A 26,825-nucleotide genomic window follows, 5' to 3' on the forward strand; every position below is an offset into this window, starting at 1 on the left:
GTTACAACAGCTCCGCTAATGATATTGTCATTTAAAATTTTGATTTTTGGCATCTTTTTTTAAAAGTATGCTATAATTACGAAAATTTATTAAAATTATAGATTTGACTTTTGGCACTTCTAATGTTCTTAAAATCCCTATTTTATGGGGCTTTGTCTTAATTCTTTTAAAATTTATTCTTTTAAAATTTGCTACAAATATTAAAAAACTTAAAATTTTAAATCATCGTTGCGATTTTTATCGCAACGAAAAAGAATAAAAATTATTTATTTATCGCGCTTTGCTTTGCTGGATCTTTGGTATCTACCCAGATATTTGGCACGGCACCGCCAGGGGTTAGGAAGATTTTTGCATCTGTGTTTTCTTTTAATGCTTCGTTGAAATGCTTTTGAATTTCTATTTGTTTGAGATTTAAAAGATTATTAGTCAAGCTTTTTGCGATTTCGTTATTTGCGTAAGCTTGCGCAGCAGCTTCGATCTTAACAGCATCTGCCTTGCCTTGTGCTTCTATTTTTACAGCCTCAGCCGTACCTTTGGCAAGAGCGGCTTTTTTAAGCGCTTCTTGGTTTGCTTTTTCTACTTCGTATTTGGTGCGTTCTGCTTCTTGCTTAGCGATTTGAACGCGCTCGATTTGCTCTTTAACCTTTGCTGGCAAGATGATTTCGCGTAATTGCACGCTAGCTAGCGATACTGGCTGATTTGCTTGCTTATCTATATCTTGTCTAATGGCCGCATCAATAGCAGCAGCGATTTCATTTCTGCGCTCTGGTAGTTCTTCGGCTGTGTATTTACCAGTAACTGAGCGCACGACATTTCTAACTACTGGATCAATTATTTTATTTTCCCAGCTAAAACCCCAAGATGCGATGGTTTGTGGCGCGTTTTGTGGATTTAGGCTGTATTGAACAGTAATATCCACAGAAACTGGCAAGCCACGAGAATCAAGCACTGAAATTGTATCTTTTGTTTCTATACCGCTGCCGCGCATATTTGCTTCGTTGCGACCTTCGCTTGAGGTGTAATTTATTTGGCGCACCTTTATATCTACTACGCGAACTTCTTGTATGAAAGGCACAAAAAAGTGAAAACCCGCATTTAAAGGATTTAAATCAAACTTGCCCGCTGTTGATTTAATGCCTACTTCGCCTGAGTTTATCACAACAAAAGGCCTTGCTATGATTAAAACCGCAATAATCACAATTAGCGCATAAATCAAACCTGAAAATTTATTAAAATTTGGCATTTTTGGCATATTAAAATCCATTTTTGGCATACCGCTTTTTTGGCCGTTGGAGTTGTTGTTGTTTTTATTAAAATAATCATTTAAATCTGCTGGCATTTTTATCCTTAATCTATATAAGTGATGTAGTGATCGTATTTTTTATTGCGCCCTGTAACTGCTTCAAAATACGCATCTTGTAATCTTTTAGCAATCTGGCCTCTTTTGCCTGAGCCGATTTTGCGCCCGTCAATATTTGTAATAGGCGTAACCTCAGCTGCTGTGCCTGTAAAAAATGCTTCATCAGCCATATAAGCGCTATCACGGCTGATTCTTTCACGGCGCACTTCATAGCCTAAATCATGGGCAATTTCTATTACTGTGCTTTGGGTTATGCTCTCTAAGCTAGTATCGTTTGGTGGCGTTATAATCACGCCATCACGCACCATAAAAAAGCACTCCCCTGGACCTTCTGCTATAAAACCTTGTGGATCAAGCAAGAGCGCCTCGTCATAGCCAGCCGTTATGGCATCATAGCCAGCCATTTGTGAATTAAAATAATTCGCACTTGCTTTGGCCTTTGCCATCATTGTATTTGCGCCCGGTTTTGCCCAAGAGCTAATTTTAACCTTAATGCCATTTTCTAAGGCTTCCTCACCCATATATGCGCCCCACTCCCACGCAGCAACTGCTACATTTACAGGGCAGCCGATGTGGCTAACGCCCATTTTGCCATATCCTAAAAATACTATCGGGCGCAAATAAACATTATCATTAAAGCTATTTTTTTTCATTACTTCAATATGCGCGTTATTGATTACATCAACGCTAAATGGAATTTCTAGCAAGCAAAGCTTAGCTGAATTAAAAAGCCTTTTTGTATGCTCTTGTAAGCGAAAAATCCCAAAACCATTTTTAAGCTTATATGCTCTAATGCCCTCAAATACGGCATTTCCATAATGTAAAGAGTGGCTTAAAATATGCGTGGTAGCATCTGCCCATTTAATTAAAGCACCATCTTTCCAAATAATCTCAGCCTCTTTTAGCGCCATTTTTCACCTCGCATTAAAATTTGGCGCGATTTTATTCAAATTTTAATAAATATCTATTAAATATAATAAAATTTAATGTATTTTTAAAAATTAACTTTTGAAATTTTAATTATTGAATTAAAATTTACAAAAACGCAAGGAAATTTTATATATAATCAAAATTTTAAGTTCATTATTAAAAATTACAAAAGGAATAAAAATGTTTGAATTACGAAAATTATCTTATGAAAAAGATAGCTTTGATGATTTTTTAAGCCCAACTACTTTTTATTTTCACCACGGCAAACACCATCAAAACTATGTAAATAACCTTAACAATCTAATCCAAAACAGTAGGTTAGAAAACGCTAATTTATACGATATCATCAAGCAAACAAACGGCGCGCTTTTTAATAACGCAGCACAAATTTACAATCACGATTTTTATTGGGATTGTATCGTGCCAGTAAGCCAAATAGACCAAATTAACGCAGATTTTCAAAATGCCTTAGAGCTAAATTTTAACGGGCTAGATAGCTTTAAAGAAAAATTTTTAAGCGCAGCAAATGCGATTTTTGGCTCTGGCTGGTGCTGGCTGGTGCTAAACTTAGAAAATAATAAATTAGAAATTATCCAAACCAGCAATGCCAACACGCCTATTGTGGATGAAAAAATTCCTTTGCTTGTCGTTGATGTATGGGAGCATGCTTATTATATAGATCATAAAAACGCGCGCGCTTCGTATTTGGAGAAATTTTTTAATCATATAAATTGGGCTTTTGTAAGCACTGCGTTTAACTGGGGCAAAAAAGAAGGCTTTAACTCAGTGAAATTTTACATTCATAATCTACACGGCAAATAAGCCTTTAACGCAAATTTTAATCTTAGGCGTGATTGAAGAGAAAATCGTGATTAAATAGAAAATTTTAATCTTAGGCGTGATTGAAGCACAAATTTTAACTCAATCACGCACTAAAATTTCTAGGCTTAAAAAGCCTAGAATGAAGTAAGTTTAGCCTTTATGTGGCAAAGCACATTAATGCGCTACTGCCTCACTAGCACCGATACCACTTTGAGCGCGGAAATCTTGCGCAGCAAAGCCCTTTTTGTCCTCATCTGCTCTCTTGCTTGAATCAAATTTAGAAATAGCCCAAATAGCAATAAAGCTTAATGGCATAGAGAAAATTGCTGGGTGATTGTATGGGAAAATCGCATTTTCAAAGCCTAGCACATTTACCCACACGCTAGGGCTTAAAATAACAAGGGCAAGAACGCACACAAGCCCTATGATACCACCATAAAGCACACCATTTGTGGTTAGGTTTTTCCAATAAATGCAAAGCAAGATGATAGGAAAATTCACACTTGCAGCAATGGCAAAGGCAAGTCCCACAGTAAAGGCGACATTTTGTCCCTCAAAGCCAAGTCCTAAAATGATAGCTAAAATTCCAAGCCCTATGGTAGAGCCTTTGGTTACACGCATTTCAGTTTGTGGATCGCATTTGCCGTCTTTACAAACATTGACAAACAAATCATGGCTTATCGCACTTGCACCAGAAATGGCTAGTCCAGCCACCACAGCCAAAATCGTAGCAAAGGCAACCGCTGAGATAAAGCCTAGCAAAACATCGCCACCAAGCACCTTTGCCAAAAGTACGGCTTCCATATTTGGCGGAATGGTAAATTGTCCAGCTTCGTTGATAAACTCAGGATTGCCAAGCAAAAAGGCTATGGCTCCAAAGCCGATAACAAAGGTAAGTATGTAAAAATACCCAATTAACCCCGTAGCGTAAAATACGGATTTTCTAGCCTCTTTGGCGTTTTTAACCGTAAAAAAGCGCATTAAAATGTGTGGCAATCCTGCTGTGCCAAACATAAGCGCAAGTCCTAGTGAAATCGCGCTCACAGGGTCTGGCAAAAAGGTCCCTGGCTCCATAATCGCAGCACCCTTTGAGTGATTGTTTATCGCCATTTCAAAATAACGAGCCAAGTCAAAGCCGCTTAAATACAAAATCATTATCGCCATAAAGGTAACCCCACCAAGAAGTAAGCAAGCTTTGATGATTTGCACCCAAGTTGTAGCGTGCATTCCGCCAAAGGTTACATAGCAAATCATCAAAATGCCAACGATAATCACAGCATAAGAATAAGGCAAACCAAAAAGCACTTGTATTAGTCCGCCAGCACCTACCATTTGAGCGATTAAGTAAAATACTATCACGCTTAAACCAGAAATTGCCGAAATCGTGCGAACTTTTTTAGACTCTAATCTATAAGCGATAATGTCTGCAAAGGTGTATTTACCTAAATTTCTAAACTTTTCAGCGATTAGAAAAAGCACGATAGGCCAGCCCACCAAAAAGCCAATGGCATAAATTAGTCCATCAAAGCCGTTTGCAAAGACAAGCCCAACAATGCCCAAAAAGCTTGCCGCACTCATAAAGTCGCCTGCTATGGCTATGCCATTTTGCATACCTGTGATATTGCCTCCAGCGGTGTAAAATCCTGCCGCGGATTGTGATTTTTTGCTCGAAAAATATGTGATTGCTAGTGTAGCAAGGACAAATACCAAAAACATTCCTATGGCAAAGTAATTGCGCTCACCTTGCGCAAATGCGCTTGTATCAAGCCCTGCCGCATAAAGTGTGCCAAATGCACCAAATAACGCTACAAAAAGTAATTTTTTCATTTTTTACCTCCGCTTTGCCCTAAGCCCTCGCCCTTTATCATAGCTTCAAGCGCGCCACTTTCTTGTAAATCTTCTAAAATTTCGGCTTGTTCTTTATCAAAATATTTATTAGCAAAAAGCGTATAAAGCCCTGTGCTAACAATGGCAAGCCCAATAATAAAAATCCCCAAAATAATCCCAAGCGTAATGCTACTAGGCCCTAAACGATACCCAAGCACTTCTGGGAAAAACCCTACACTTGCTACAAAACCGTAGTAGCAAACCAAAATCACAAGCGAAAGCCAAAGACAAAATTTATTTCTAAATGAAACAAACTTATAAAATCTAGCCACCGCACCTTCTTGCGTGATTTCTCTCATAAGAACTCCTTTTATTAAAATTTTAAACCCACAAACTATAATAAATTTTATCTGCTAATATTAAAATTTAAAATTTATCACTTTTGTTAATGCTGATTATTGCGTTTTTTGTTAAATAATTTTTCGCATAAAATGAAAATTGTTAATTTGACTTAATTAAAGCTGAAATTTCTTTAAAATTCGTGTGCTTGCTGTCTTTTAAAAGAGCAAACACAACGCTCTCACTTGGCAAAACGCTTATGCTTTTTGAAGAGTCATTTTGCAAAGAGCGAAAAAAATCAAGCGCGTAAATTTGGTGCGTGGCGTTGCGTGAGCTTAGCGCGTCCGCTGCTAGCACGCATTCATAGCCCAAATCCACAGCCTGCATTACGCTTTGAAGCACGCAAATGTGAGCTTCTATGCCAAAAATGACAAGGGTTTTACACCCGCTATTTGCGATAAATTCACGCATATCCCTGTCGCCAAATATCCCAAAGCTCGTTTTTTCAAGCACTTTTGCGTTTTGAGGAATTTTTATTTGCTCGCAAGTTTTGCCAAGTCCCTTTGGATACTGCTCACTTACAAGGCTTTGCGCGCCTAAAATTTCAGCCACTTGCAAAAGCAAATTTGCATTTTTTATCACCTCATCTTTGTGCGCCATTAAGGGCAAAAGCCTTTCTTGTATGTCTATGCAAACAAAGAGCGTATTTTTGGTATCTAGTAGCATTGAGCGTCCTTTTTGTGTTTAATTTCACAAATTCTAGCCTAAATTCGCTGATTTTTACAAATTTTAAACTAAATCTGCTAATTTAACGCTAGCTTTAAGCATCCATAAGCCCTAAAATGCTAAATTTGCGAGCATTTAAAAGCAAATGAAATTTAAAAAAAAGTAGTAGAAATTATTAAAATTTACAAATTTACACGCCAAAAGGGCGAATTGTGCCAAATTCGCCCAAAGGATAATGATGAAAAAAACTTGCCAAAATTTAAACTACGACACCAAATTTGAGCAAAAAAGAGCCTTTGAAAAAGAGATTTTGCTAAACCGCGTTAAAAATTACAAAAATATCTTTGAAAGTGTGCGCGCAAGGCAAATCACCTGGCATATCAAAGAGCATTATGGCGATGAGCTTGAATTTTTATGGCTTGACTCGCCAAATTCGGCTATCTTTCGCCACAAAGAAAACAAAAAATGGTATGCGCTTGTAATGGCTTTAAATGCCCGTAAATTAGGGCTTGAAATAGATGAAATCATCAACATTATGAATGTCAAGGCAAAGCCCAAAATCATCGATGATTTAGTGGATAATGTGAGCTTTTTTCGCGCTTATCACATGAACAAAAAGCACTGGCTTAGCATAAAGCTAGATGAAAGCGTGAATTTAAAAACCTTAAAAAAGTTCATTGATGAGAGTTATGAAATGACGAGCAAAAGGGGGTAAAAATGCAAAATGAGACTTTAAAGCTAGTTTATCCGCAGTGGCAAGGCGGGGATATAGTGGCGTTTTTCAAGGATTTAAAGCCAAGCGAGGCGGCAAGAGGCTATGTTTTGGGCGCGCAAATTTTAAATTTGCTCGTTTCAAATTTAAACGCAAATTTAGACAAAAACACAGCCTTTGTGCCTATTAGCGTGGATTATGAGAGCGATAAAAGCGGCAAAAGGCTGGTGCAAGATGGCATTATCGATAAATTCATCTTGCAAGAGCAGACGAAAAAGGCTTTTGAACTTTTGCGGGCTAAAAATCCAGCCAAAATTCTTACCCTTGGGGGCGAGTGTGCCGTCTCTGTCGCGCCTTTTAGCTATCTTGCTGAAAAATACAAAGATGAAGTAGCGATGATTTGGATTGATGCGCACCCTGATTTGGGCGTGGCTGGGGACGATTTTTACAAGGGCTATCACGCGATGGCAGTAAGCGCGCTTGTGGGGGACGGCGAGTTGTCAAAAGTCTTTGCTTTGCCAGCTCACATAAAGCCGCAAAATGTGCTTTTTGTGGGTTTAAATTCAAACGAAGCGCAGCATTACAACGACAGGCGCGAGAGTTTAGGCATACAAGCCATTTGGGGCAAAGATATACTCGCTAATGAGGCAAAGGCGATGAGTGAGATTCGCGCGTGGCTGGCAAAAAGTGGGGCGAAAAAGGCGCTCATTCACCTTGATTTAGATGTTTTAGACCCCAAAGAACTTTACGCAGCTGTTGGCAATACAGGCATTTTAAGCGTGGCAAATGTGAAAAATGTCATAAATTTAATAAGCCAAAACACCCAAGTAGTAGGGCTTAGCGTAGCTGAGCATTTGCCAAAGGTGCAAATCAAACTCAAAGAATTACTCTCAAATTTACCGCTCATTAAAGAGTGAATTTAAGGCTTGAAATTTAAGACACGCAGATTTAGCGATAATTTATCTTGCATAAATAAAGCTTATTACTAGCAAAATGATGGCAAACAAAACTAAACTTAGCTTTTAAGCCAAAACTTGCCAGCAAAGCGCAGTGACGAAAGGCTTGTGCGCTGCCAAAAAAAACGCAGCTTGCCAAGCCTTAAAACATAGCTTGTCGCAAACTCGCAAACCAACAATTCATTACCAAAACAAAACCCATACCTCAAACTTGCGTAAATTAAATTTGATTTTGACATTAGTGCCTTGCCAAGATTAGTAATTCAAAAAGCAATGATTAACGGCATATTTTTGCACTTATGTGATATAATTTATTTAAAATTTAAAGGATATAGTATTGGCAAAAATAAATTTACTCGAATTTCATAATCTTTTTATGTCGCAAGACATAAGCAAAGATGAAGTCAAACAATTTTTAGAAATTCATAAATTAAAAGAACAGGAATTTGAAGGTTTAAATAAATTGTGTGAAATTTTTAAAGATGAGGATATAAAAGCATTTTCTCCGCATATTTTTGAAAATTACTATATCAACTATGAAATAGCTCAAATCGGTAAAGAATTTGATATTTTACGAATTGGCGAAAATAGCGTTGTTAATATAGAGTTAAAATCACAAAAAGATGAGTCGAAAATTCTCAAACAGCTTCAAAAAAATTATTATTATCTCTCATTTTTACAAAAAGAAATTTATTGTTTTACTTTTATTAGCGAAACTAGCGAATTTTATTATTTTGATAAAAACAATGAAAAATTAGAGCTAATAAATATTGAAACTATTTTGGAACAAATCCGTGAAATTAAAGACACCGAAACTAAAATTGATGATTTGTTTGTGCCGAGCAATTACCTTGTTTCACCTTTTAATAACACAGAAGCCTTTTTAAAAAATGAATATTTTTTAACAAAAAGCCAAGAAGAAATTAAAACTAAAATTTTAAAAGCTATTGATGATAAAACTGCAAAAATCTTTTCAGTAGAAGGTAAAGCTGGAACCGGAAAAACCTTACTTACTTATGATATAGCTAAAACTCTAATCGAACTGGGATATAATATTGTTATTGTGCATTGTGCAGCTTCAAATGAGGGAATTGATAAATTAAGACAAAACGATTGGAATATAACTAGCATTAGGGATTTTAAAATGGAGCAAGCGAATATTTACATTTTTGATGAAGCACATAGATTATTTCTCGGACAGTTAAAAGATTTTTTTAAAACAGATAATATTTTTATCTTTTCACATGATATAAACCAAAAAATTGATAGTAAAAATAAAACAGGAGAAGCCGAGCAAGCGGTTAGCGCCATTATAAAATCCGCTGGCAAAAACCACTATGAGGTAAGCACTAAAATTAGACACAATAAAAAACCTATCTCATTTATTAGAAAATTTTTTCAACTAGCAAGAATTCAAGAAGATGAAATGAAAGGAGATAGTTATAAAGATATATCATTTTACTATGCAACTGATAATGACAATGCGAGAATATATGTTGAATATCTTAAAGAACAAGGTTGGGAGTATATTTATCTTACCGCTTTCGATGGCGAGAAACTAAACAGCGTGCGATTTGACTCAATGCAAAGCGCCCATAAAGTTATAGGACAAGAATTTGATAATGTTGTGGTAGTTATTACGCCTGATTTTTGTTATAATAATGACAAGAGGTTGAGCTATAAAAGCATAAGCTACTATAACCCGCTTCAAACCTTATTCCAAGCTGTAACTCGCACACGAAAAAAGCTTAAATTTGTCATCATAAACAACCCGGAAGTTTATAAAGCCTGTATGGAGATTATCCACAGAAAATAAGGCATATGTTTTATTAAGTGGGCGTATGGCATAATAAATCGAATTTGATTTATAAGGCAGTTGATGAATTTGGCGTTAGATTTTAATAACCCATGCAACAAAATTTCCGCAAAGCCCATACAAATCCCGCTAAAAGTCGCTGACATTTTTTGCGGAGCAGGCGGGCTTAGCTATGGACAAAAGGGCGCATTTGTTTGAAGAGTATTTAAGGATTTTACAGCCACAAATTTTTATCTTTGAAAATGTCATAGGAGCGTAAAATGCAAGTAAATATACAAGCTGTTGTTGATGATTTAAAAAATATAAACATTAAAAATGTTATTTTTGAAGCACTCGCCAATGCCATTCAAGCAAAAGCGAGAAATTAATGTCAAAATATACACTAATAGCTTAATTAAGGACAATCAAACACCATATATTGAAAAAATGGCAATAATAGACAATGGTGAAGGTTTTATAGAAGCAAATTTAAAATCTTTTGAAGAATATCGCACAACACATAAAAAGCATTTAGGTTGTAAGGGAATAGGTCGATTGATATATTTGAAGATTTTTAAAAATATCAAAATTCAAAGTCAAAATATGGAAATCGATTTTAACATAAGTGGAGTAAATAGTGAAAAGGTAAGCGAAAATTATGAATTAACAAATATTTTATTTTTAAACCCTATACAAAATTGTTATATCAATTTTAACACTATCACACAAGATATTAAAGAGCATTTTTTGGCTGATTTTAAGCTACAAACAAAAGAAATTCGCATTAACATTTATGAAAATGGAACCTTTAAAGAAAGCATAAAAAGCACGGATATACCGCATTTTGAAACAAAAAATTTTCAAATAAAGAATTATTCTTTCAACATTTCATACATTTTTGGTAATGATAAATTTAAAAACGAGGGATTCTATGCTGCAAACAAAAGGGTTGTTATCAAAAATTCCGAGCAAGAGCAAGATAGAAAATATGATTTACCAAAAGAAAAAGATATTAGAATTGTTTATATTTTGGAATCTGAATATTTTGATAAGAATGTTAATGATGAAAGAAATGAATTGCAGATTTATCCTAAACAAAAAAACACTCTGCAATTTGAGGATTTGAATTGGGATGAAATTTATAGTGAATTAGAAAATCAGCTTAGCACAATCTACAAAGAGCATAATTTTAATATAGATAAAACTATTGAAACAAATAGACAACAATTGGCGGCTAATTTGCCTTATCTTAGCGCATATTTTGCTGATAGAAATGAGTTGAATATAAAAGATATGCAAGATAAAGCCAAGCAAGAATTTGATGATGATAAAGAATTTTTAAGGCAAGAAAAGAATAAATCTAATAAAAATTATGAAATAAAACTAAACAAAGTTACACAAGCAGAATTGGCAGAATATATATTTGATAGAGATAAAATCATTCAAAAGCTAAAACAATCCGTAAAAAATGGGGATGTAGAGGAAAAAATCCACAATCTTTTTATGGCAAAAAGAACAAACGATGAAACGCAAAATTACAAATCAAACAATATTTGGCTTTTTGACGATAGATTTATGAGTTATGATAAAATTTTTAGCGACATACAGATTAAAAATATTTTTCCACAATTGCACAAAAATATAGAAAGACCCGACATATTAAGCATCATTTCAAATACTTATGAAAAAGAAAAAATTACTGATATTTTGCTGATAGAGTTTAAAAGACCAGAACCCAATAAAGAATATTTTTCAAGGGCAAACCAGCAACTATTGGATTACGCCTCATATATTAACGAATCATTATCGCAAGCAAAATTAAGAATTTGGGCTTATGGATTTTTAGAGATTGATGATAATATTCAAAGGACAATTCGCAATCAAGATTTCAATGAAATTTATACAGGTTCTAGATTTCCAATATTTTACAAATATAACGCAAGAAATAATGTAATTGTCAATTTTATGGATTATAATGCTTTAATTTGTGATGCTGAAAATAGAAATAAGCTATTTTTAGATATTTTAAGAGGAAAATGTATTCAAACGGAAATAAAGACGAAAGAGTAACATTGTCCTAAAAACAAAACCACCCACCTCAAACTTGCGTAAATCAAATTTGATTTTTACATTAGTTTTTGTATGCTAAAATGTCAAAATTACTTAATCAAAAAGGCTTAATTGATGAGTGCTAGCGTCAAATCAAATTTGTATGATTTGCTTAATAATTTTTATGCGCTTGATTGTGTGCATTTTATGCGGACGCAGTTGCAAGATGAAAGTATTGATATGGTGCTTACTTCTCCGCCTTATGATGATTTGCGAAACTACAATGGCTATGCTTTTAACTTTGAAAAAATAGCAAATGAACTTTACCGCGTCCTTAAAAAAGGCGGTGTCGTTGTTTGGGTTGTCGGAGATAAAATCAAAAATGGCAACAAAAGTCTAACAAGCTTCAAGCAAGCCCTTTATTTTCAGCAAATCGGCTTTAATATGCATGATGTTATGATTTATGCAAAGAAAAATACTCCGTTTATGCGCTCAAACGCCTATACAAACGGCTATGAATATATGTTTATTTTGTCAAAAGGAAAGCCTAAAACTTTTAATCCACTAAAAGAACCAACGGCTAGAAATGGCTTTGAAATGCTTGTAGCAAATAAAGGTGCGGATGGTAAAAATAATAAAGTTTTAAAAGAACTTAAAAAAGAAAAAACCAAAAGCAATATCTGGTATTATGCTGTGGGGCTTGGCGGGACGACAAATGATAAAGAAGCTTTTAAGCATCCAGCTGTTTTTCCAGAGCAGTTGGCACTTGACCATATTTTGTCGTGGAGCAATGAAGGAGATATTGTGTTAGACCCTATGTGCGGTTCAGGCACTACTTGCAAAATGGCTTTTTTAAATAATCGCAATTTTATAGGCGTAGATATAAGTCAAGAATATATACAAATTGCTACAAAAAGATTGCAACAATACAATCAAGGATTATTTGTATGTTAAAGAATGATGATTTTGTTATTGCAACGATACAATTAGATGATATAGCCACAAATTCTGTCGGTATTATAAAGACACTAAATGGCAGTTCGGCAATGGTGCTATTTATCGGCGCAAATGAGCTTAAAAAAGTGGAATTTAAAAACTTGCGAGCTATTGATATTTACAAAACAGGCAAGGGATATGATTATAAAATTTGCAACATTTGCCATATTTTAAAAGCTACTGACGAATTTGAGATAAACCAAACCGATGCCAAAGGACTTAAAACCACTCGCCCAAGTTGCAGAGAATGCCGAAAGCAAATAGATGGTGTAAAATTATCTATATCCGAGAAAAAACGAATGGATAAAATCGCTCCACCAAAGGGCAGTATTTTTGTTTGTCCTATTTGTGAAAAATGAAGCATTGTTGGGGTAACGGCAAATTTAGTGCGAGACCATAATCACGATACAGGCGAAGGCAGAGAGTGGATTTGTGATAGTTGTAATACGGGATTAGGGAGATTTAAAGACAATCCAAAATTTTTGCAAAAAGTGATAGAGTATTTGAAAAAATACGAAAAATAGTGTATTTTTATCAGTAACAAAAATCTTGTAGCCAACAACGATGTGATTTTAATGCGAGTGGGCTGTGGTGATTTGGCAAAAAAATATGCAAAACAATCTGCTTAATCGCTGTTTTGCTATCTATCCTGCCGAGTGTCTAATTCTTGGAGTTCTTTTTTAATCACTCTTATAAACGAACCGCTATCAAGGTAATAGTTAGGATAGGCTTGTTTGAGCAGTTTAAATTTGTCAAGTGAAATTAACACAACATCGGTATTTTGATTTTTTTTTGAGTCTTGTTCGCAAACATCATAGAATTTCTTTGCCTCTGCAAAGTTTTTTCTGTTAAAGCCCGCAATACTTAACTTATTTTTCTCAAAATTAAGCACCACTATAAAATAATAACCTTTCTTTTCATTAGCTTTCTTTTCATTAGCTCGCCTTTCTATATTTTGCACTGAAACAGCTAATCCGGATAAATTTTGAAGAATGTTATGTTTTTGGTTTAATTCAGCAATTTTTTCGCATATATCTTTTTTTGATAAACTTTTATATTTGCTTGATATAGTCGTATTTTCTGTGTAAGAAAATAATGCACTAGATAATTTAAAAAACTCTTTGTGATAATTCTCTCCCTTGCCTTGTTTAATCTTTGACTCGCCTTTCATTCCCAAAACCTCCACAGCCGTAGCCCAGTAGTGTTGTAGTTGAGTTCTGATTTGAAGTTCTAGGTGCATTTTAGCATCTTTATGTTCAAAGATTTGATGAATAGAACGATAGCCATCATCTTTTGGTTCTTGTATATAATCTTTTGTCTAATCAATTTAAATTTAAACTTAATCTTTTTATCCTCTTTTGAATAGGTTTGTTCCATAAGCTTTTGAAAATTTTGGACTTGCTGTAATTCTTTAAAAACAACCCTAACCCCAGCAATATCTTGCATCGTGTCAAATTCATATTAGGAAATCTTTTGAGTTTAAATTCAATAGAACTGAGTCTTTTGAGCCTTCTTGCGACAATGATAGCTTTGAGATTATTAACTTTTTTAAGCTTTCTGTTGATGGCATTAACCATAGCCGTCATAATGGAGATATGCTTACTGCGCCATAAAGATATGGTTTTATAATCCTCATTTGTGGCTTTATCATCTCTTACATTTTCGCCAGCTTTTCTTACTTGGTTTTTGCTAATGATAATGTCATTTTTGCCCATTTTCACAATCTTCTTGTTTTATTTGCATTAAGCTGTGCTAAGTATAGCAAAAATAAAATAAGCATTCAAATATGCTAGCAATTTTATAAAATCCATTTCTTTATTACAAATATACAAAATACAAGAGTTGCTTATTTTGATATGTCAATTCGCCAAACAAAACCGACCTTCAAATCACTTATTTTTTGGAATGAAGCCTTCGGCGAATTTGTATTTTTCTCTATTTTGTATGTATAAAAAGCCGATGACGCTAAAAACCACCGCCCCTAAAAAATTCACAAACAAATCCTTCATCGTGTCGATCAAGCCGATGTCTAAATAACCGTTTTCTATGGTCGTTACCGAGCCGTCTTTTGAGTAAATTTGCGTTTTTATGATGTCTTTTACCGCAACAGGCACATTTTCTTTGTTTGCATTAAGCAACACCGATAAAATTTCTGTAACGCAGATTTGGCGACAATTTATCTTGCATAAATAAGACTTACTAGCAAGATGATAACAAGCAAATGTTTAAGACAAATCTTGCTACCATAGGTGTGGTAATAATATTTATAAGCCCAGCCACGCTGGGCTAAGACTCGCAAATATCCATAAAATCATCGCTAAATCAAAAAATTAAGCTTGGCAAATTTACTCCCAAAAAAAGCCAAAAATCTTTAAAATAGCTTAAAAACGAGTAAATAAAAAAAATTGCGCCTTAAAATCCATTTGCTTACAAAAACATTACAAGCAAGGCTTTAAAGCCTGCTTGATACATTATTTATACATTATTTATCGCGAGAATTTGCGCGAATAAAAACCCTAGCAATTTAAATTATTTAAAATAAATTTTAATTTCTTTTGATTGTAAGATTAATTTATCGTTTTCTTTGCTAAGCGCGAATTCACCGCGTAAATGCGAAAGCAAAGTATCCTCAAAAGCCATCACTTCAGGCGGGCAAAGCATTTTTGTAGCGCCACCATTGCTCGCAAAGGCGATTTTATTGCCATTTAAACTAAACGAGCCAAAAAAGCTATTACAGCCCGCAAAGCCGTTGTAATCGGCTTTTGAAAACGAAATGCTTGCCCTGTCGTCTTGTAAAGACGATGGCATAAAGGTTTTGCCTGAAACAATGATTTTATCGATAATAAGGCTTTTATTTTCTATATCGCCAAACGCCACGCCGTTGTTGCCAGCACACGCTATAAACGCCAGCGCGCAAGCCATCATGTAAAGGTATTTTTTCATCTTTATCCTTTCGGTTGTTTAAAATTTGCGAGAGATTGTAACGAAGTTATGTAAATTAAAGGCATAAATTAGGTAAATTCAAGCATTATTTTTTATTACCACGCTTTACTTTCGCAAAACTCGCTAATGAAATTAATCTTTTAAGCAATGATTTAAGCTTTGCGCTTAGCAGACAAATTCTTGTCATTTATGTTAAAATTTTAAAAATCCAAAAAAGGCAAGGTATGCAAGAAATCCAAAAAGAACAAAACGAGCGTTTTTGGCGCATAAATGAAATCTGTAAGCTAATCGCAAAAACACCACTTAGCACCAGCCAAATCGCAGAAAAATTAGGCGTGAGCGAACGCACTATCCAGCGTGATCTAAACGGCGTGCTAGCCAAATACGGAGCTGTGCGAAATGGCAGGCTGTGGAGCATAGATGAGAGCAAAATAGACCCAAAAGACGAAAATCAAATCATTCTAGCGGTGCTTGATAAAATGGCAAAAAATGTAGGCAGCGAGTTTTACTCTAAGGCGCATGGCTTGCTAAAAGGCATAAGCGCGGGGCTAAATCACCCGATTTTTGTAAATCTAAATACTGAAAAGCTAGAAAAAAAGAACATTGAGCTAATAAAAATTTTAGAAAGCGTCATCGCAAGCCACAATGAAATAGAGCTGCTGTATTTTAGCAAAACTCACAGGCTCTCACCCATTAAAATTGCGCTATTTGATGGCTTTTGGTATCTGCTTGCAATGGCTGGCCAAAAGATCAAAAAATTTCATCTAAAAAGCATAAAAGAGATAAAAATTCTACCTAACAAGTTTAAGATAGATGCTAGTTTAGAAAACCGCATTAAAAGCGCTAATTCAGTGTGGTTTGATATAAACGAGAAATTTTATGTAAGATTGTGCGTAGATAAAGGAATAAGAAAATTTTTTGAGCGCAAGCCACTGCCAAATCAGCAAATAATGCGAGAAAATAGCGATGGTAGCATAGAAATAGAGATTCAAATCACACATCCTATGGAGATAAAACCGCTGATTTTCTACTACCTTCCACGCATAAAGGTCATTGAGCCACAAAGCCTAGCCGATGAAATACTAGCCGATATAGAAAGATATTTAAAAGAGATAAAAGGCGGTGAGTTTATGTGAAAATTTTATATTACGACATAAAAGTGTCTGCTTATCTTGCTAGAATGCCAAAAAACAAAAAAAACTAGCTCTATATCAAGTGCTAAAAATAAAAAAGCAAATAAGGCGCAATAGCGCAAAAGCACGGAAAATATCAAGGGTTTTGCTAGTCTTTGTGAGTAAAATTTTAAAATTGTGCGCAAATTTTACTAATTGTTTTTTTTTTGCTAAATTTTAAAACCGAAATTTTAAAAGGAGAGTAGTATGAAACTACAAGAATTGCTGCCTGTTTTGGCTGATAAACAAAACGAGTTTAAGGTACATTGTGCTATTGGCGGGGAAGGAAGAAATCCGCATATACCACTAAATGAATTTTTAAAAGGCAAGTTTGACGAATACCAAAACCGCCAAACACAAAGAAATTTTGAGCGCAAATATATACTTTCTTTGTGTTATTTAAGCAAAGATGAGTGGCTATTTGTAGGCGTTTATGAGAGTTTTGGCATAGTTGGCACTAACGACACAAAAGACCGATATATATATAAAACAGAACTAACTGATATTGGCAAAGAGTTTATCGGCAAGCTAGTGATTGGATTTAAAAAGGAGTTTCGCCAAAGCTATCCAAACCTTGAAACCTGCCTTGATGCTATGGAGGTTTTGGAGATAAAAAGAGAAGTGATGGAGGTAAAATTTCCAGGCTATAATAGCGTAAATGTAAGTTGGAGCGAACTTGAAAGCTTGATTAAAACACAAGCTTGGACAACTGCCTTAGCAAATCAAAAAGCCGTGTATTTGATAGTAGATTGTAAAACTGGCAAAAAATATGTAGGCTCTGCGTATGGTGCTGATATGATTTTAGGTCGTTGGCAAGACTATATCAAAGACATGCACGGGGGAAACAAACAATTAAAACAGCTTGATTTGGAGTATATAAAAAATAATTTTAAATTTTCAATTTTAGAAATTTTCAAATCTAGCGTAGATGATGAAATCATAATAAATAGAGAAAATTTTTGGAAAGACGTTTTATTAACTCGTGGAGAGTTTGGCTATAACGATAATTAGCGATTTTGTTAAAAACCGACAATAAATAGTCTGCAATTCTAGTTAAAATTCTAACTAGAATTGCCAAAAACGCAAAAAATGTATCGGCCAAAAGGATAATAAAATGAACGAAAAACTCACAAAATATTTAGCATTCTTAGAAGATTTTCAAAAATTCAGCCAAATGCCAAAGGCACAAAAAGCGCAAATGCTAAGCCAAATAAATGAACTTATCAAAGCTGATGGTTTCTGGGTGCTAAACTCAAAGAAAAACGAGCTAAAAGCACGCATTAGCAAGGCTCTTTTTGCTAGGCTTTATAGCGATGTCAAAGCCCAGATTCTAGCAAAAATCAAAGAGCAGAAATTTAGTATTTTTAGCATTTTTAGCAAAGAGCCAAATCAAAAATACCCAAAAGAACTAAAAGAGCTTAGAAAGCGTGGAGATATAGATTTTGCCGTGGTTTTTGGCAGGGGCAAAGATGAAAGCGGCGCGGTTTTTGTTAGTACTTTTATTGTTTTTGAAAAAAGCCCTTGCTTACTTGTGCCAATCATACAAAAAATCGTCCGCAAGCATAACTGCGCTAGAAAATATATCAGCGGATATAATAAATTAAATCTTTATGACGCTTTTGATGAAAGTAGCGAGCTTTGCGATGTCGCCACGAAGTGTGATGTAATAAATTTTAATGAAAACTGCGCTATAAACCTAGCCCAGCTTGCCAAAATCATACCACGCCCAAAAGGGCTAAAAAATTTTGCTTTCACACACTCTAAGGTACTGTTTTACGAGCGTTTGAGCGCTGAAATTTTAAACGCAAATAGGCAAATCATCGGCTCTATTACTTGCTACACGGCTAGGTCGCTATGGAGCGATAACTATGCCATAAGCTCGTATTTCAAAGCCCAGAGCCTAATGGATTGTGGGAGATACTAAAATGCATTTATAAGCGTTATTGCTAAAAAATGCGCGATGAAGTAAAATTTTAATTTAAAATTTAAAATTTTAAAGCAAACAAAGTAGCAGTTAGAGTGAAATTTAACATTAAAATTTTAATGATTTTAAAAATTTATTCAGCTAAAAAAATGCTACATTTTCGTAATTTTTACTTAAAAATTTTATTATTTATGCCCCCCCCCCTATTTTTTTAGGATTGTGAGGTTCAAAGATAAAATTAAAAAAAGGGAGAAAAATGAAAAAAATTTTAATACTTACAGGATTTTTTGCTTACAGCTTAGCACAAGATAATTTCTGTCAAAACTTACAAGATTGCATGCAAAAACAGCACGAATATTGCCAAATGAACGCCAAAGAATCAAATATTAGCGATAAATGCAAGCAAGCGCGCCTAGCGGTTGTGGAGCTAAGATGCGAGCAAGGCGAACACTGGGCTTGCCAAAGAGCGCAATCTCTAAAAGCCCGTTATAACAAGCAAAAAGCGACCAACTCAGCCAATTAAATTTTATTTTTAATTTAAAATTTCAAAATTTTTAAGCGCTAGATTTTAAAATTTAGGATTTAAAATTTGCCAAATTTTAAAATTTAAAAGATTTGGCGAATTAAAAAATTTGCCAAATTTTATGATTTTAAAATTTCATCAAATTTCAAAATTTAACGCGCCAAAAATTAAGAAATTTTAAAATTTAAACATTCAAAATCAAAGAAATTTCAAAATTTAGCGCAAAGCTAGCTTGGCATTACCAAGCTAGCTTTTGATTATTGCTTTAATTGTAAAAGCGTATTTAGCATTGTATCGCTTGTGGTGATGGTTTTAGAATTAGCCTGATAACCGCGTTGAACTACGATTAATTGCGTAAATGCGCGAGATAAATCCACATTGCTCATTTCAAGTGCTGAGCCTGAAATTTTACCGCGTGCGCCTGAATTTGCTGCGCCAATTACTGCCGCGCCACTATTTGCCGTTTCGCCAAAAACATTACCGCCCAAATTTTCTAAGCCGTTGTTATTTGTAAAGGTTGCCATGCCAACTTGTGCAAGGGCAAGCGAGCGCCCGTTTGTAAAGCTACCGATAATTTTGCCGTTTTCGTCTATTCTTAGATCATTTAGCGTGCCACCTTTATAGCCATCTTGTGCGATGTTATCGGTTGATGATTTGGCATCATAGCTTCTCATACCCTCAAATCCGCCCAAGGTGCCAAAATTTAAGGCTATGGTTTGGCCTGCGCTTGAGCCGTTATTTGGCGTTAGGGTTATGCTTGATGGCTGATAGCCTAAAATTGAGCCATCGCTTTTAAAGCGTATTTCGCCTGTTATGATGTTTTTATACACAGGCGCGTCTGGGTTTATTTGGGCAGGTTCAGGCACGCGTATTACCATACTCCATCTAGTGCCGTTTTCTTCTGTTTGTTCTACTTTGCGAAATTCTATTGCTACTTCGTGTTTTGTGCCTAGGCTATCATAAACTTCTGTTGTCATCGAATGGCTTGCCATTTTAATGGCTGAGCTTACCTTGGTTGAGCTTGAACCAGAGGTTAAAGAGCCTGAGATTGAGCTAAAAACATCAGTTAGCTTTTGATTTACATTAACCGTATCAGATGAAAAGCCCGTAACGGTTAGGGTTAGGGTGTGGTCATCGGCATCGGTATTACGATTTACCGCTGCATTCTGCGGATCTCTATTATCTATGGTATCGTTACCCGCGTTATTACCGCCACCTGCGGCGGCTCCGTTGCCATCTTGTTCATTCCACGCATCGCCTGCTGGGTTAGAAATACTAAATTGCCCTTGCTCGTTTATCGTTACTTCTACGCCGTCATTGCGATTGGCTGTGGCGTTTTGTGTGAAGGTGCCATCCTTTTGCCACGCTTCAACGGCGGCCGCGCCCGCAGCTGAGAGTATTTGCGTAACTCCATTTGCGCCTTCATTATAATTTACATAAAGCCTAGCATCTGTTTGCATTGCACGGCGTAAATCCTCAGTGGTTCGCACCTTGCGATCTGTGGCATCGTTGTATTCATGCGTGGCTGTATCAGGGGCAGCTTTTGAGTAGGTGTATTTATAGGCTGTGATGATAGTGGCTGAGCCTGTCGTAGGTGCTTGTTGTCCTTGATTAGCACCACCAAAAATAAGACCGCCCACAGCGTTTGCATTATTACCGGCATTTGCCACCAATTTAATATTTTTCATATTCTCAGTTGTGCCTGTGTTATTTTGATTTACAAGCTGTAATCTATTGCCATTTACTATGCTTGCGCTTACGCCCGTTTGTGCTTGCTTGGCATTTATTAGTGCTTCTATTTCGCCTAAGGTTTTTACATTGCCTTGGATATTTACGCCGTTTAGATCTATATTTAAATTAGTGCCGGCGTTCGCGTCTAAGCCTGTTATCTCGCCTGAGGTGTATTTAGCATCGGCATAGCTTACCCAAATGCCTTGATTTTCTCTTAAATTTAGCGAGCTTCCTTTCTCATTAAAAATCACGCCCAAATCCACGCCTTTTTCGTGCATTTTGACATTGCCTTTTGCATCGGTGTAAAACTCAGCCCAGTTTTCGTTATTTTCAGTAGAATTGCCTAGATCAGTAGTGCCAAAAAGCTCGTTGTTATTATTTATCAAGCCATCGCCGTTTTTATCTACCCAGCCATGGTGATGATCTAGGCTATAAATAGGCGAACTTTGAGAGCCTATTTCATTACCGCTATTTAAATTGCCTTTATAATTTATCTCAGTGGTTGCATTTGCTGGTATTGAAAGGCCTGGTTCTATTACTATATTTTTGATTGGGCCTGTTGGGTCTATGGTGTTTGTTTCTTCATCTCTCATCCAGCCTTGGACGATATAGCCGTTATTATCTACAAAATTACCCAAACTATCTCTGGTAAATTGCCCGTTTCTAGTGTAATATCTAGTAAGTCCGCCATCTGGGCTAACTATGAAAAAGCCGTTGCCTTGTATAGCCATATCTGTATTTGAATCTGTCGTTTCGATAGAGCCTTGTGAAAAAATTTGTTGCGTGGATACTATTTGCGTGCCAAGGCCGATTTGCATCGCGTTTTTACCGCCTAATTCTCCCTCAGGCGCAGTAGCTGGGCGCGCTGTTTGGCTAAATTGATCAGAAAAATTAGCCCGTGAATATTTAAAACCTACGGTATTTACATTTGCGATATTGTGAGATTCCACATCCATCGCTACTTGGTGAGATTGAAGGCCAGAAACACCTGACCATAAAGAACGCATCATAACTAAATCCTTTCTTATTCTAAAATTTAGAATAATCTAAATATTTTCGTAGCTTTTCAAGCAAGTTTCATTCCAAATTAATTTTTTTAAATTTCAAGCTACATAAAGAGAAATTTTGAGATAATTTGCCCTTTTAAAATTTCAAAAGGCATAAATAATGAAGGTTATCAAACGCAACGGACGCACAGAAGAGCTAGATATAGCAAAAATCAAAAAATACACAACACAATCAGTCGAAGGGCTTGAAAATGTCAGCCTAAGCGAGCTTGAAGTGGATGCGAAAATTCAATTTCGCGATATGATAAGCACAGAAGAAATACAACAAACCCTAATCAAAACCGCCGTAGATAAAATAGATGTAGATAGGCCAAATTGGAGCTTTGTAGCGGCTAGATTGTTTTTGTATGATTTATATCATAAAACCACAGGATTTAGCGGATATAACACGCTTAGAGAGTATTTTGAAAAAGGCGAAAAACAAGGGAGAATTTTTTTAGGGCTAAAAGAAAAATATGATTTAGATGAATTAAACGCTTACATAAAACCTGAGCGGGATTTACAATTTACTTATTTAGGCATTAAAACGCTTTATGATCGCTATTTGATTAAGGATAAAAAAGGCGCGCCTATTGAATTACCTCAGCAAATGTTTATGGCAATAGCTATGTTTTTGGCTCAAAATGAATTAGATAATATGAGCTGGGCTAAGAAATTTTATGATTTAATAAGCACTTTTGAGGTAATGCTAGCCACGCCTACACTTAGCAATGCGCGCACTACGCGCCATCAATTAAGTAGTTGTTATGTAGGGAGCGCACCTGATAATATTGAGGGGATTTTTGATAGTTATACTGAGATGGCGCTTTTGAGTAAATTTGGCGGTGGGATAGGCTGGGATTGGTCTAAGGTGCGAGCTATGGGCGGTAGCATTGATGGGCATAAAAATGCCGCTGGTGGCGTGGTGCCGTTTTTAAAAATCGCAAATGATATAGCAGTAGCAGTTGATCAGCTAGGCACGCGCAAAGGCGCAATAAGCGTTTATGTAGAAATCTGGCATATGGATGTTGATGATTTTTTAGAGCTTAGAAAAAACTCAGGCGAAGAGCGCAGAAGAACCCATGAACTTTTCCCTGCTTTATGGATAAATGATTTATTTATGAAACGCCTTAAAAATAACGAACGCTGGACGCTTTTTGATCCAGCTGATACGGCTGATTTATGCGATTTGTATGGAGAGGACTTTGAAAAACGCTATTTAGAATACGAAAAAGATGAAAACATCGCTAAAAGTAGCGTGTTAGCAAAAGAATTATGGAAAAAGGTGCTAACAAATTATTTTGAAACAGGAATGCCGTTTTTGTGCTTTAAAGATAACGCAAATAAGGCAAATCCAAACTCGCATGAGGGAATAATTAGAAGCTCAAATCTATGCACTGAAATTTTTCAAAACACCGAGCCTAATTACTATCAAATAAAAGTAGAATTTAGCGATGGTAGCATTGGAATATATGATGAAAACGAATTAGTAAAAATAGATGGTGGCATACAAAAACCTGCTAAAAAAATAACCAGCCTTGATAGCATTGATAATAAAAGCATTTTTATAGTAACAAAACACAAAAACGATGGCAAAACAGCAGTTTGTAACCTAGCTAGTATAAATTTAAGCAAAATACACACCAAAGAAGATATAGAGCGCGTAGTGCCAATAGCAGTGCGAATGCTAGATAATGTAATAGAGCTAAACTTTTACCCGATAGCAAAGGTAAAGCGCACAAACCTTAAAAGCAGGGCAATAGGCCTTGGAGTTATGGGCGAGGCGCAAATGCTAGCAAATAAACGCATAAACTGGGGAAGCTACGAGCATTTAGAGCTAATCGATCAAATAATGGAAAACATCAGCTATAACGCCATTAAAGCTAGCTCAAACCTAGCCTTAGAAAAGGGCAAATACCCTGATTTTGAAGGTAGCAAATGGAGCAAGGGGATTTTTCCTATTGATTGTGCTAATGAAGAGGCAAAACGCCTATTAACGCGCGAAGAACTTTTTGATGATATGGCTTGCGATTGGGCTAGTTTGCGCCAAAAGGTCAAAACAGATGGTATGCGAAATGGCTATTTGATGGCTATCGCGCCAACTTCTAGCATTAGCATACTTGTAGGCACCACGCAAACTATTGAGCCTGTTTATAAACGCAAATGGTTTGAACAAAATTTAAGCGGTATGATCCCAACTGTGGTGCCACAGCTTAGCTTGGATACTTGGGATTATTATATAAGCGCGTATGATTTAGACCAACGCTTGCTTGTGCGCGCAGCTGCTGTGCGCCAAAAATGGATAGATCAAGGCCAAAGCCTAAATATTTTTATGAGTTTAGATAAGGCAAGCGGTGGATATTTAAATGAAATTTACACTCTTGCGTGGCAGCTTGGCATAAAATCTACATATTATCTACGCTCACAAAGCCCAGAATCAGCGCATTTAGACAACAAACCAGTAGCAGATAGAAGCATTGAGTGCCAAGGCTGCCAATAATAAATTTTAAATTAACGCCATTATAAGGGGATGAAAAACGGTGGCATAGATTTACAAGCTTATGAACTCTATGTTTTATAAATCAAAAAAATTTATTAGAATGTGTCAAATGTAGTAGATATGCGTGGTATGTTTTATGACATACTCACCACGCATATATGCTGGGTTTTCATTATCAAAAAATTTAGTCTATTTGATAAATCAACAATAACCGCAAGTCTTAGAACTTGGATAAAATTTATTAATCTTAACAACATTTATTTTAGTTGCTAGGATATTAATAAACTCATTAAATGCTAAATCATTTATCTTTGCCCCAAATTTTAGCCATAGCCTTTAAATTTTCAATAAAAATATTGTCGTATTTTTTAGCTAAAACATTTGCTAATTTAAAGAAATAATCTTTTTTTGATTAGCTAATTTTATATGAAATTTAGCTAATTCTAATTTGGCTTTTAATCTATTATTTGAGCCTTGAAAATAACCGCAAAGGTTGTATCTTAAATTTAATAAAAACTTGCTAAATATCCAAATTTATTTTGTTAGAGTTACTAAATGATAGCTGATTTTATAGCTTTCATTTTCATAGCTGCGCGTTAAGATATCTATATCAATTTTGCTAAATTTCGCAAATACGCGTTTAATTTCTGCCTCGTCAAAATAATATATCATTTGTCCTTCTTCTGACTCCATAATAGATTTTGTAGTTTTAGCTTGATATTTGCCGATTTTTTCACCATTTATATATCTAAAATCTCCCAAATTTCTAAACTGCAAATACGCCTTTGCACCTGGCTTTAAAACGCGGTAAATCTCATCAGCGCAACGCTCCACAAAGTCGCCATCACCATACATAATCACGCCATAACACAAAACGCCATCAAAAAACTCATTTTGATATGGTAAATCACTAGCACAACCAACGCATAAATTTGCCTTCAAACCATTTGTATTTAGTAGATTTTGCACATACTCTATACTGCTTGGTGCGTAATCTAATGCGTAAGTATCAAATCCCATACTAGCAAGCATTGCCGTGTGCCTTCCGCCACCGCAGCCGATATCGCAAACTCTCTTGCTGCCCTTGAAATTTCGCATAAAAAATTCCGCCACAAAGTCGCTAGGATATGATGGAACTGAGCCGATCACGCTATTTTGATAGTGAGCGTTCCACATTTGCCCTCCCCCTAAAACCTTAAAATTGTTTTGCATTATTTCTCTCCTGTGATTATAAAAAGTTCTTTTAAAAATTTGCCATTTTCGTAGCTTGTTTGGGTTAAATTTATGTCTAAATTCTTAAATTTAGCAAACATTTTTGTAAGCTCATCACGACTAAAAGTTTTTGGCGTTTTTGTATTGTTTGTTTGTAAATGCGAGTGCGTATCATTTGAAGTAAAAACTGAAACTAAAACTTTCTGACCATTTTGTAAAAGTAAGTATATTTCATCAACGAAATTTTGTGGATTTTGCTCATAATTTAGTGCCAAATAAGAAAAAATACCATCAAACTTAAGACTTTTATCAAATTGGCTTTTTAAACAAAAATGCTCGAGCCCACCACCATTTTTAAAATTTGCTTTTGCTAAATTTAGCAAGTTTTCATCATCACTCACGCTTAAAAAATCAAAACCGCTAAAAGCAAAAAAGTTCGCAAAACTCTCATCAATAAAGCCGTATTCTAAGATCTTAGTCCCTCTTTTAAAAGTCCTAAAAGCATATGCTACGACGCCATCTTGTGCGTATTTCATTTATTCTCCTTTAAAAATATTTTTCGTGCTTTTTCATCCCATTTTATCAAGCGCGGCAAAAGCGGAATTAGTTCCAAAACAATTATCATTGTAAAGCTTAAATTTATCCATATTTGCACCCAAAACGCTTAAAAATGCGCCACCGCTTATAAATTGTGTGTGCTACGCTTATAAATTCAGCGTGGTAAAACGCGCGCGCCACGCGTTTTTTATTATTTTAAATCATACACGGATTTAAAATTTTAAAATTTGCTTTAAATCTGCCAAGAATTTGGCACAAATTTTAAAATTTCAAGCCAAAAGGCCTGCGCCCCCAATTATTTGGCTTCGCTCTTTGGCATAAATGCGCTTGCCATCTTTTAAATCGTATTTCCAAATAGGCGCATTTGCCTTAAAATCTTCTACAAATTCATCTATCAAGCTAAGCGCTATTTTTCTTTGCTTGCTACAAACTGCTGAAATATAGCTAGTTTCGTGCTTTAAAACATCGCCTTTTGCGTGGGCAAGTAGCACTTTTGCGCCAAATGCGCTAGCTTTTTGCTCCCAAGATTTAAACCATTTTAAAAGCAAAGGCTCGTAAATATCAAAACTTAGCCCATCACAGCCATTTTCATCGCGCACAACGCCTATAAATGTAATAATCGCGCCATAATTTAAAAGCTTGTTTTCATCATACCAACGATTTAAAATTTCAGCCGTATTTAAGCTACCATCAAATAATTCCAT

At 35.5% G+C, this 26,825-nt stretch carries 25 protein-coding genes and 1 pseudogene; 13 read left to right on the forward strand and 13 right to left on the reverse strand.

The genetic code is table 11. The features are described 5' to 3' along the window. Positions 1-262: 262 nt before the first annotated feature. Both CINF_RS08430 and CINF_RS08435 read right to left on the reverse strand, forming a co-directional pair. Positions 263-1,339 (reverse strand): SPFH domain-containing protein, encoded by a 1,077-nt coding sequence (locus CINF_RS08430; RefSeq protein ID WP_178696022.1) that lies wholly within the window; start codon positions 1,337-1,339, stop codon positions 263-265. Between the two features lie 8 nt (positions 1,340-1,347). Then, positions 1,348-2,271, reverse strand: coding sequence for a branched-chain amino acid transaminase (locus tag CINF_RS08435; protein WP_179975224.1), 924 nt, complete (start codon positions 2,269-2,271; stop codon positions 1,348-1,350). A gap of 199 nt (positions 2,272-2,470) precedes the next feature. Here CINF_RS08435 and CINF_RS08440 point away from each other — a divergent pair, with 199 nt between their 5' ends. Next, complete coding sequence (locus CINF_RS08440; RefSeq protein ID WP_179975225.1) at positions 2,471-3,112, forward strand: superoxide dismutase; 642 nt, start codon at positions 2,471-2,473, stop codon at positions 3,110-3,112. A 174-nt stretch (positions 3,113-3,286) separates the two neighbouring features. On the opposite strand, the gene CINF_RS08445 is transcribed toward CINF_RS08440, so the two are convergent. The 3 genes from CINF_RS08445 to CINF_RS08455 all read right to left on the reverse strand — a co-directional run bounded on the left by CINF_RS08445 (position 3,287) and on the right by CINF_RS08455 (position 6,004). Further along, entirely contained in the window at positions 3,287-4,939 is a 1,653-nt protein-coding gene (locus CINF_RS08445) for a cation acetate symporter (RefSeq protein ID WP_179975226.1), read from the reverse strand. Continuing rightward, positions 4,936-5,298 (reverse strand): DUF485 domain-containing protein, encoded by a 363-nt coding sequence (locus CINF_RS08450; RefSeq protein ID WP_179975227.1) that lies wholly within the window; start codon positions 5,296-5,298, stop codon positions 4,936-4,938. Before CINF_RS08450 ends, CINF_RS08445 begins: the two co-directional genes overlap by 4 nt. Positions 5,299-5,440: 142 nt before the next feature. Then, positions 5,441-6,004 carry an isochorismatase family protein gene (locus CINF_RS08455; protein WP_179975228.1) on the reverse strand — a complete coding sequence of 188 codons (564 nt, stop codon included), beginning with the start codon at positions 6,002-6,004 and terminating at the stop codon, positions 5,441-5,443. A gap of 238 nt (positions 6,005-6,242) precedes the next feature. On the opposite strand from CINF_RS08455, the gene CINF_RS08460 reads away from it, so the two are divergent. The 7 genes and pseudogenes from CINF_RS08460 (at position 6,243) to CINF_RS08490 (ending at position 13,036) form a co-directional block, all read left to right on the forward strand. Further along, positions 6,243-6,719 carry an MmcQ/YjbR family DNA-binding protein gene (locus CINF_RS08460; protein WP_179975229.1) on the forward strand — a complete coding sequence of 159 codons (477 nt, stop codon included), beginning with the start codon at positions 6,243-6,245 and terminating at the stop codon, positions 6,717-6,719. A gap of 2 nt (positions 6,720-6,721) precedes the next feature. Next, the gene (locus tag CINF_RS08465; protein WP_179975230.1) at positions 6,722-7,633 is read left to right on the forward strand and encodes an arginase family protein; all 912 of its coding nucleotides are present in this window, start codon (positions 6,722-6,724) and stop codon (positions 7,631-7,633) included. Positions 7,634-8,009: 376 nt separating this feature from the next. Next, the gene (locus tag CINF_RS08470; RefSeq protein WP_179975231.1) at positions 8,010-9,488 is read left to right on the forward strand and encodes an ATP-binding protein; all 1,479 of its coding nucleotides are present in this window, start codon (positions 8,010-8,012) and stop codon (positions 9,486-9,488) included. A gap of 63 nt (positions 9,489-9,551) precedes the next feature. After that, positions 9,552-9,686 (forward strand): DNA cytosine methyltransferase, encoded by a 135-nt coding sequence (locus tag CINF_RS09125; RefSeq protein WP_179975232.1) that lies wholly within the window; start codon positions 9,552-9,554, stop codon positions 9,684-9,686. A 141-nt stretch (positions 9,687-9,827) separates the two neighbouring features. Beyond that, a complete protein-coding gene (locus CINF_RS08480; RefSeq protein WP_240156121.1) occupies positions 9,828-11,537 on the forward strand; it encodes an ATPase in 1,710 nt (569 codons plus the stop codon). Between the two features lie 114 nt (positions 11,538-11,651). After that, complete coding sequence (locus CINF_RS08485) at positions 11,652-12,470, forward strand: DNA-methyltransferase (RefSeq protein ID WP_179975233.1); 819 nt, start codon at positions 11,652-11,654, stop codon at positions 12,468-12,470. Continuing rightward, a pseudogene (locus CINF_RS08490) lies at positions 12,464-13,036 on the forward strand (Hpy99I family type II restriction endonuclease). Before CINF_RS08485 ends, CINF_RS08490 begins: the two are co-directional and overlap by 7 nt. Before the next feature lie 116 nt (positions 13,037-13,152). Here the strand turns inward: CINF_RS08490 and CINF_RS08495 are convergent. The 4 genes from CINF_RS08495 to CINF_RS08510 form a co-directional block, all read right to left on the reverse strand. Continuing rightward, the gene (locus CINF_RS08495; protein WP_179975970.1) at positions 13,153-13,818 is read right to left on the reverse strand and encodes a nucleotidyltransferase family protein; all 666 of its coding nucleotides are present in this window, start codon (positions 13,816-13,818) and stop codon (positions 13,153-13,155) included. Between the two features lie 16 nt (positions 13,819-13,834). Continuing rightward, positions 13,835-14,227: a hypothetical protein gene (locus CINF_RS09035; protein ID WP_240156125.1), complete on the reverse strand. Its 393-nt coding sequence runs from the start codon at positions 14,225-14,227 to the stop codon at positions 13,835-13,837. A 174-nt stretch (positions 14,228-14,401) separates the two neighbouring features. Next, a complete protein-coding gene (locus CINF_RS08505) occupies positions 14,402-14,653 on the reverse strand; it encodes a hypothetical protein (protein WP_179974640.1) in 252 nt (83 codons plus the stop codon). A gap of 388 nt (positions 14,654-15,041) precedes the next feature. Beyond that, the gene (locus CINF_RS08510; RefSeq protein ID WP_179975235.1) at positions 15,042-15,455 is read right to left on the reverse strand and encodes an META domain-containing protein; all 414 of its coding nucleotides are present in this window, start codon (positions 15,453-15,455) and stop codon (positions 15,042-15,044) included. A gap of 224 nt (positions 15,456-15,679) precedes the next feature. On the opposite strand from CINF_RS08510, the gene CINF_RS08515 reads away from it, so the two are divergent. From CINF_RS08515 to CINF_RS08530, 4 genes are all read left to right on the forward strand, one after another. Further along, positions 15,680-16,591, forward strand: coding sequence for a helix-turn-helix transcriptional regulator (locus CINF_RS08515; protein ID WP_179975236.1), 912 nt, complete (start codon positions 15,680-15,682; stop codon positions 16,589-16,591). Between the two features lie 243 nt (positions 16,592-16,834). Next, positions 16,835-17,638 carry a GIY-YIG nuclease family protein gene (locus tag CINF_RS08520; RefSeq protein WP_179975237.1) on the forward strand — a complete coding sequence of 268 codons (804 nt, stop codon included), beginning with the start codon at positions 16,835-16,837 and terminating at the stop codon, positions 17,636-17,638. 103 nt (positions 17,639-17,741) lie between these two features. Further along, positions 17,742-18,551, forward strand: coding sequence for a hypothetical protein (locus CINF_RS08525; RefSeq protein WP_179975238.1), 810 nt, complete (start codon positions 17,742-17,744; stop codon positions 18,549-18,551). A gap of 256 nt (positions 18,552-18,807) precedes the next feature. Further along, positions 18,808-19,074 carry a hypothetical protein gene (locus CINF_RS08530; protein WP_179975239.1) on the forward strand — a complete coding sequence of 89 codons (267 nt, stop codon included), beginning with the start codon at positions 18,808-18,810 and terminating at the stop codon, positions 19,072-19,074. Between the two features lie 257 nt (positions 19,075-19,331). Here the strand turns inward: CINF_RS08530 and flgE are convergent, their stop codons facing one another. Continuing rightward, the gene (gene flgE / locus CINF_RS08535) at positions 19,332-21,815 is read right to left on the reverse strand and encodes a flagellar hook protein FlgE (RefSeq protein ID WP_179975240.1); all 2,484 of its coding nucleotides are present in this window, start codon (positions 21,813-21,815) and stop codon (positions 19,332-19,334) included. 157 nt (positions 21,816-21,972) lie between these two features. Here flgE and CINF_RS08540 point away from each other — a divergent pair, with 157 nt between their 5' ends. Continuing rightward, complete coding sequence (locus CINF_RS08540; RefSeq protein WP_179975241.1) at positions 21,973-24,351, forward strand: ribonucleoside-diphosphate reductase subunit alpha; 2,379 nt, start codon at positions 21,973-21,975, stop codon at positions 24,349-24,351. A 534-nt stretch (positions 24,352-24,885) separates the two neighbouring features. Here CINF_RS08540 and CINF_RS08545 read toward each other — a convergent pair. From CINF_RS08545 to CINF_RS08555, 3 genes are all read right to left on the reverse strand, one after another. Then, the gene (locus CINF_RS08545) at positions 24,886-25,563 is read right to left on the reverse strand and encodes a class I SAM-dependent methyltransferase (RefSeq protein WP_179975242.1); all 678 of its coding nucleotides are present in this window, start codon (positions 25,561-25,563) and stop codon (positions 24,886-24,888) included. Beyond that, positions 25,563-26,099 (reverse strand): class I SAM-dependent methyltransferase, encoded by a 537-nt coding sequence (locus CINF_RS08550; RefSeq protein ID WP_179975243.1) that lies wholly within the window; start codon positions 26,097-26,099, stop codon positions 25,563-25,565. The genes CINF_RS08545 and CINF_RS08550 overlap by 1 nt, the downstream gene beginning before the upstream one ends. A gap of 291 nt (positions 26,100-26,390) precedes the next feature. Continuing rightward, on the reverse strand, positions 26,391-26,825 hold the full coding sequence (locus CINF_RS08555) for a molybdopterin synthase catalytic subunit (protein ID WP_179975971.1): 435 nt from the start codon (positions 26,823-26,825) through the stop codon (positions 26,391-26,393).

This window comes from Candidatus Campylobacter infans (genome assembly GCF_013416015.1).
GTDB lineage: Bacteria > Campylobacterota > Campylobacteria > Campylobacterales > Campylobacteraceae > Campylobacter > Campylobacter infans.

Coding starts and splice junctions, on each gene's coding strand:
- CINF_RS09125 (WP_179975232.1), top strand. CDS start 9,552: ATGAATTTGGCGTTAGATTTTAATAACCCATGCAACAAAATTTCCGCA.
- CINF_RS08440 (WP_179975225.1), top strand. CDS start 2,471: ATGTTTGAATTACGAAAATTATCTTATGAAAAAGATAGCTTTGATGAT.
- CINF_RS08545 (WP_179975242.1), bottom strand. CDS start 25,563: ATGCAAAACAATTTTAAGGTTTTAGGGGGAGGGCAAATGTGGAACGCT.
- CINF_RS08455 (WP_179975228.1), bottom strand. CDS start 6,004: ATGCTACTAGATACCAAAAATACGCTCTTTGTTTGCATAGACATACAA.
- CINF_RS08465 (WP_179975230.1), top strand. CDS start 6,722: ATGCAAAATGAGACTTTAAAGCTAGTTTATCCGCAGTGGCAAGGCGGG.
- CINF_RS08550 (WP_179975243.1), bottom strand. CDS start 26,099: ATGAAATACGCACAAGATGGCGTCGTAGCATATGCTTTTAGGACTTTT.
- CINF_RS08540 (WP_179975241.1), top strand. CDS start 21,973: ATGAAGGTTATCAAACGCAACGGACGCACAGAAGAGCTAGATATAGCA.
- CINF_RS08445 (WP_179975226.1), bottom strand. CDS start 4,939: ATGAAAAAATTACTTTTTGTAGCGTTATTTGGTGCATTTGGCACACTT.
- CINF_RS08435 (WP_179975224.1), bottom strand. CDS start 2,271: ATGGCGCTAAAAGAGGCTGAGATTATTTGGAAAGATGGTGCTTTAATT.
- CINF_RS08510 (WP_179975235.1), bottom strand. CDS start 15,455: ATGAAAAAATACCTTTACATGATGGCTTGCGCGCTGGCGTTTATAGCG.
- flgE (WP_179975240.1), bottom strand. CDS start 21,815: ATGATGCGTTCTTTATGGTCAGGTGTTTCTGGCCTTCAATCTCACCAA.
- CINF_RS08430 (WP_178696022.1), bottom strand. CDS start 1,339: ATGCCAGCAGATTTAAATGATTATTTTAATAAAAACAACAACAACTCC.
- CINF_RS08525 (WP_179975238.1), top strand. CDS start 17,742: ATGAACGAAAAACTCACAAAATATTTAGCATTCTTAGAAGATTTTCAA.
- CINF_RS08485 (WP_179975233.1), top strand. CDS start 11,652: ATGAGTGCTAGCGTCAAATCAAATTTGTATGATTTGCTTAATAATTTT.
- CINF_RS08530 (WP_179975239.1), top strand. CDS start 18,808: ATGAAAAAAATTTTAATACTTACAGGATTTTTTGCTTACAGCTTAGCA.
- CINF_RS08480 (WP_240156121.1), top strand. CDS start 9,828: ATGCCATTCAAGCAAAAGCGAGAAATTAATGTCAAAATATACACTAAT.
- CINF_RS09035 (WP_240156125.1), bottom strand. CDS start 14,227: ATGGGCAAAAATGACATTATCATTAGCAAAAACCAAGTAAGAAAAGCT.
- CINF_RS08460 (WP_179975229.1), top strand. CDS start 6,243: ATGAAAAAAACTTGCCAAAATTTAAACTACGACACCAAATTTGAGCAA.
- CINF_RS08555 (WP_179975971.1), bottom strand. CDS start 26,825: ATGGAATTATTTGATGGTAGCTTAAATACGGCTGAAATTTTAAATCGT.
- CINF_RS08515 (WP_179975236.1), top strand. CDS start 15,680: ATGCAAGAAATCCAAAAAGAACAAAACGAGCGTTTTTGGCGCATAAAT.
- CINF_RS08450 (WP_179975227.1), bottom strand. CDS start 5,298: ATGAGAGAAATCACGCAAGAAGGTGCGGTGGCTAGATTTTATAAGTTT.
- CINF_RS08520 (WP_179975237.1), top strand. CDS start 16,835: ATGAAACTACAAGAATTGCTGCCTGTTTTGGCTGATAAACAAAACGAG.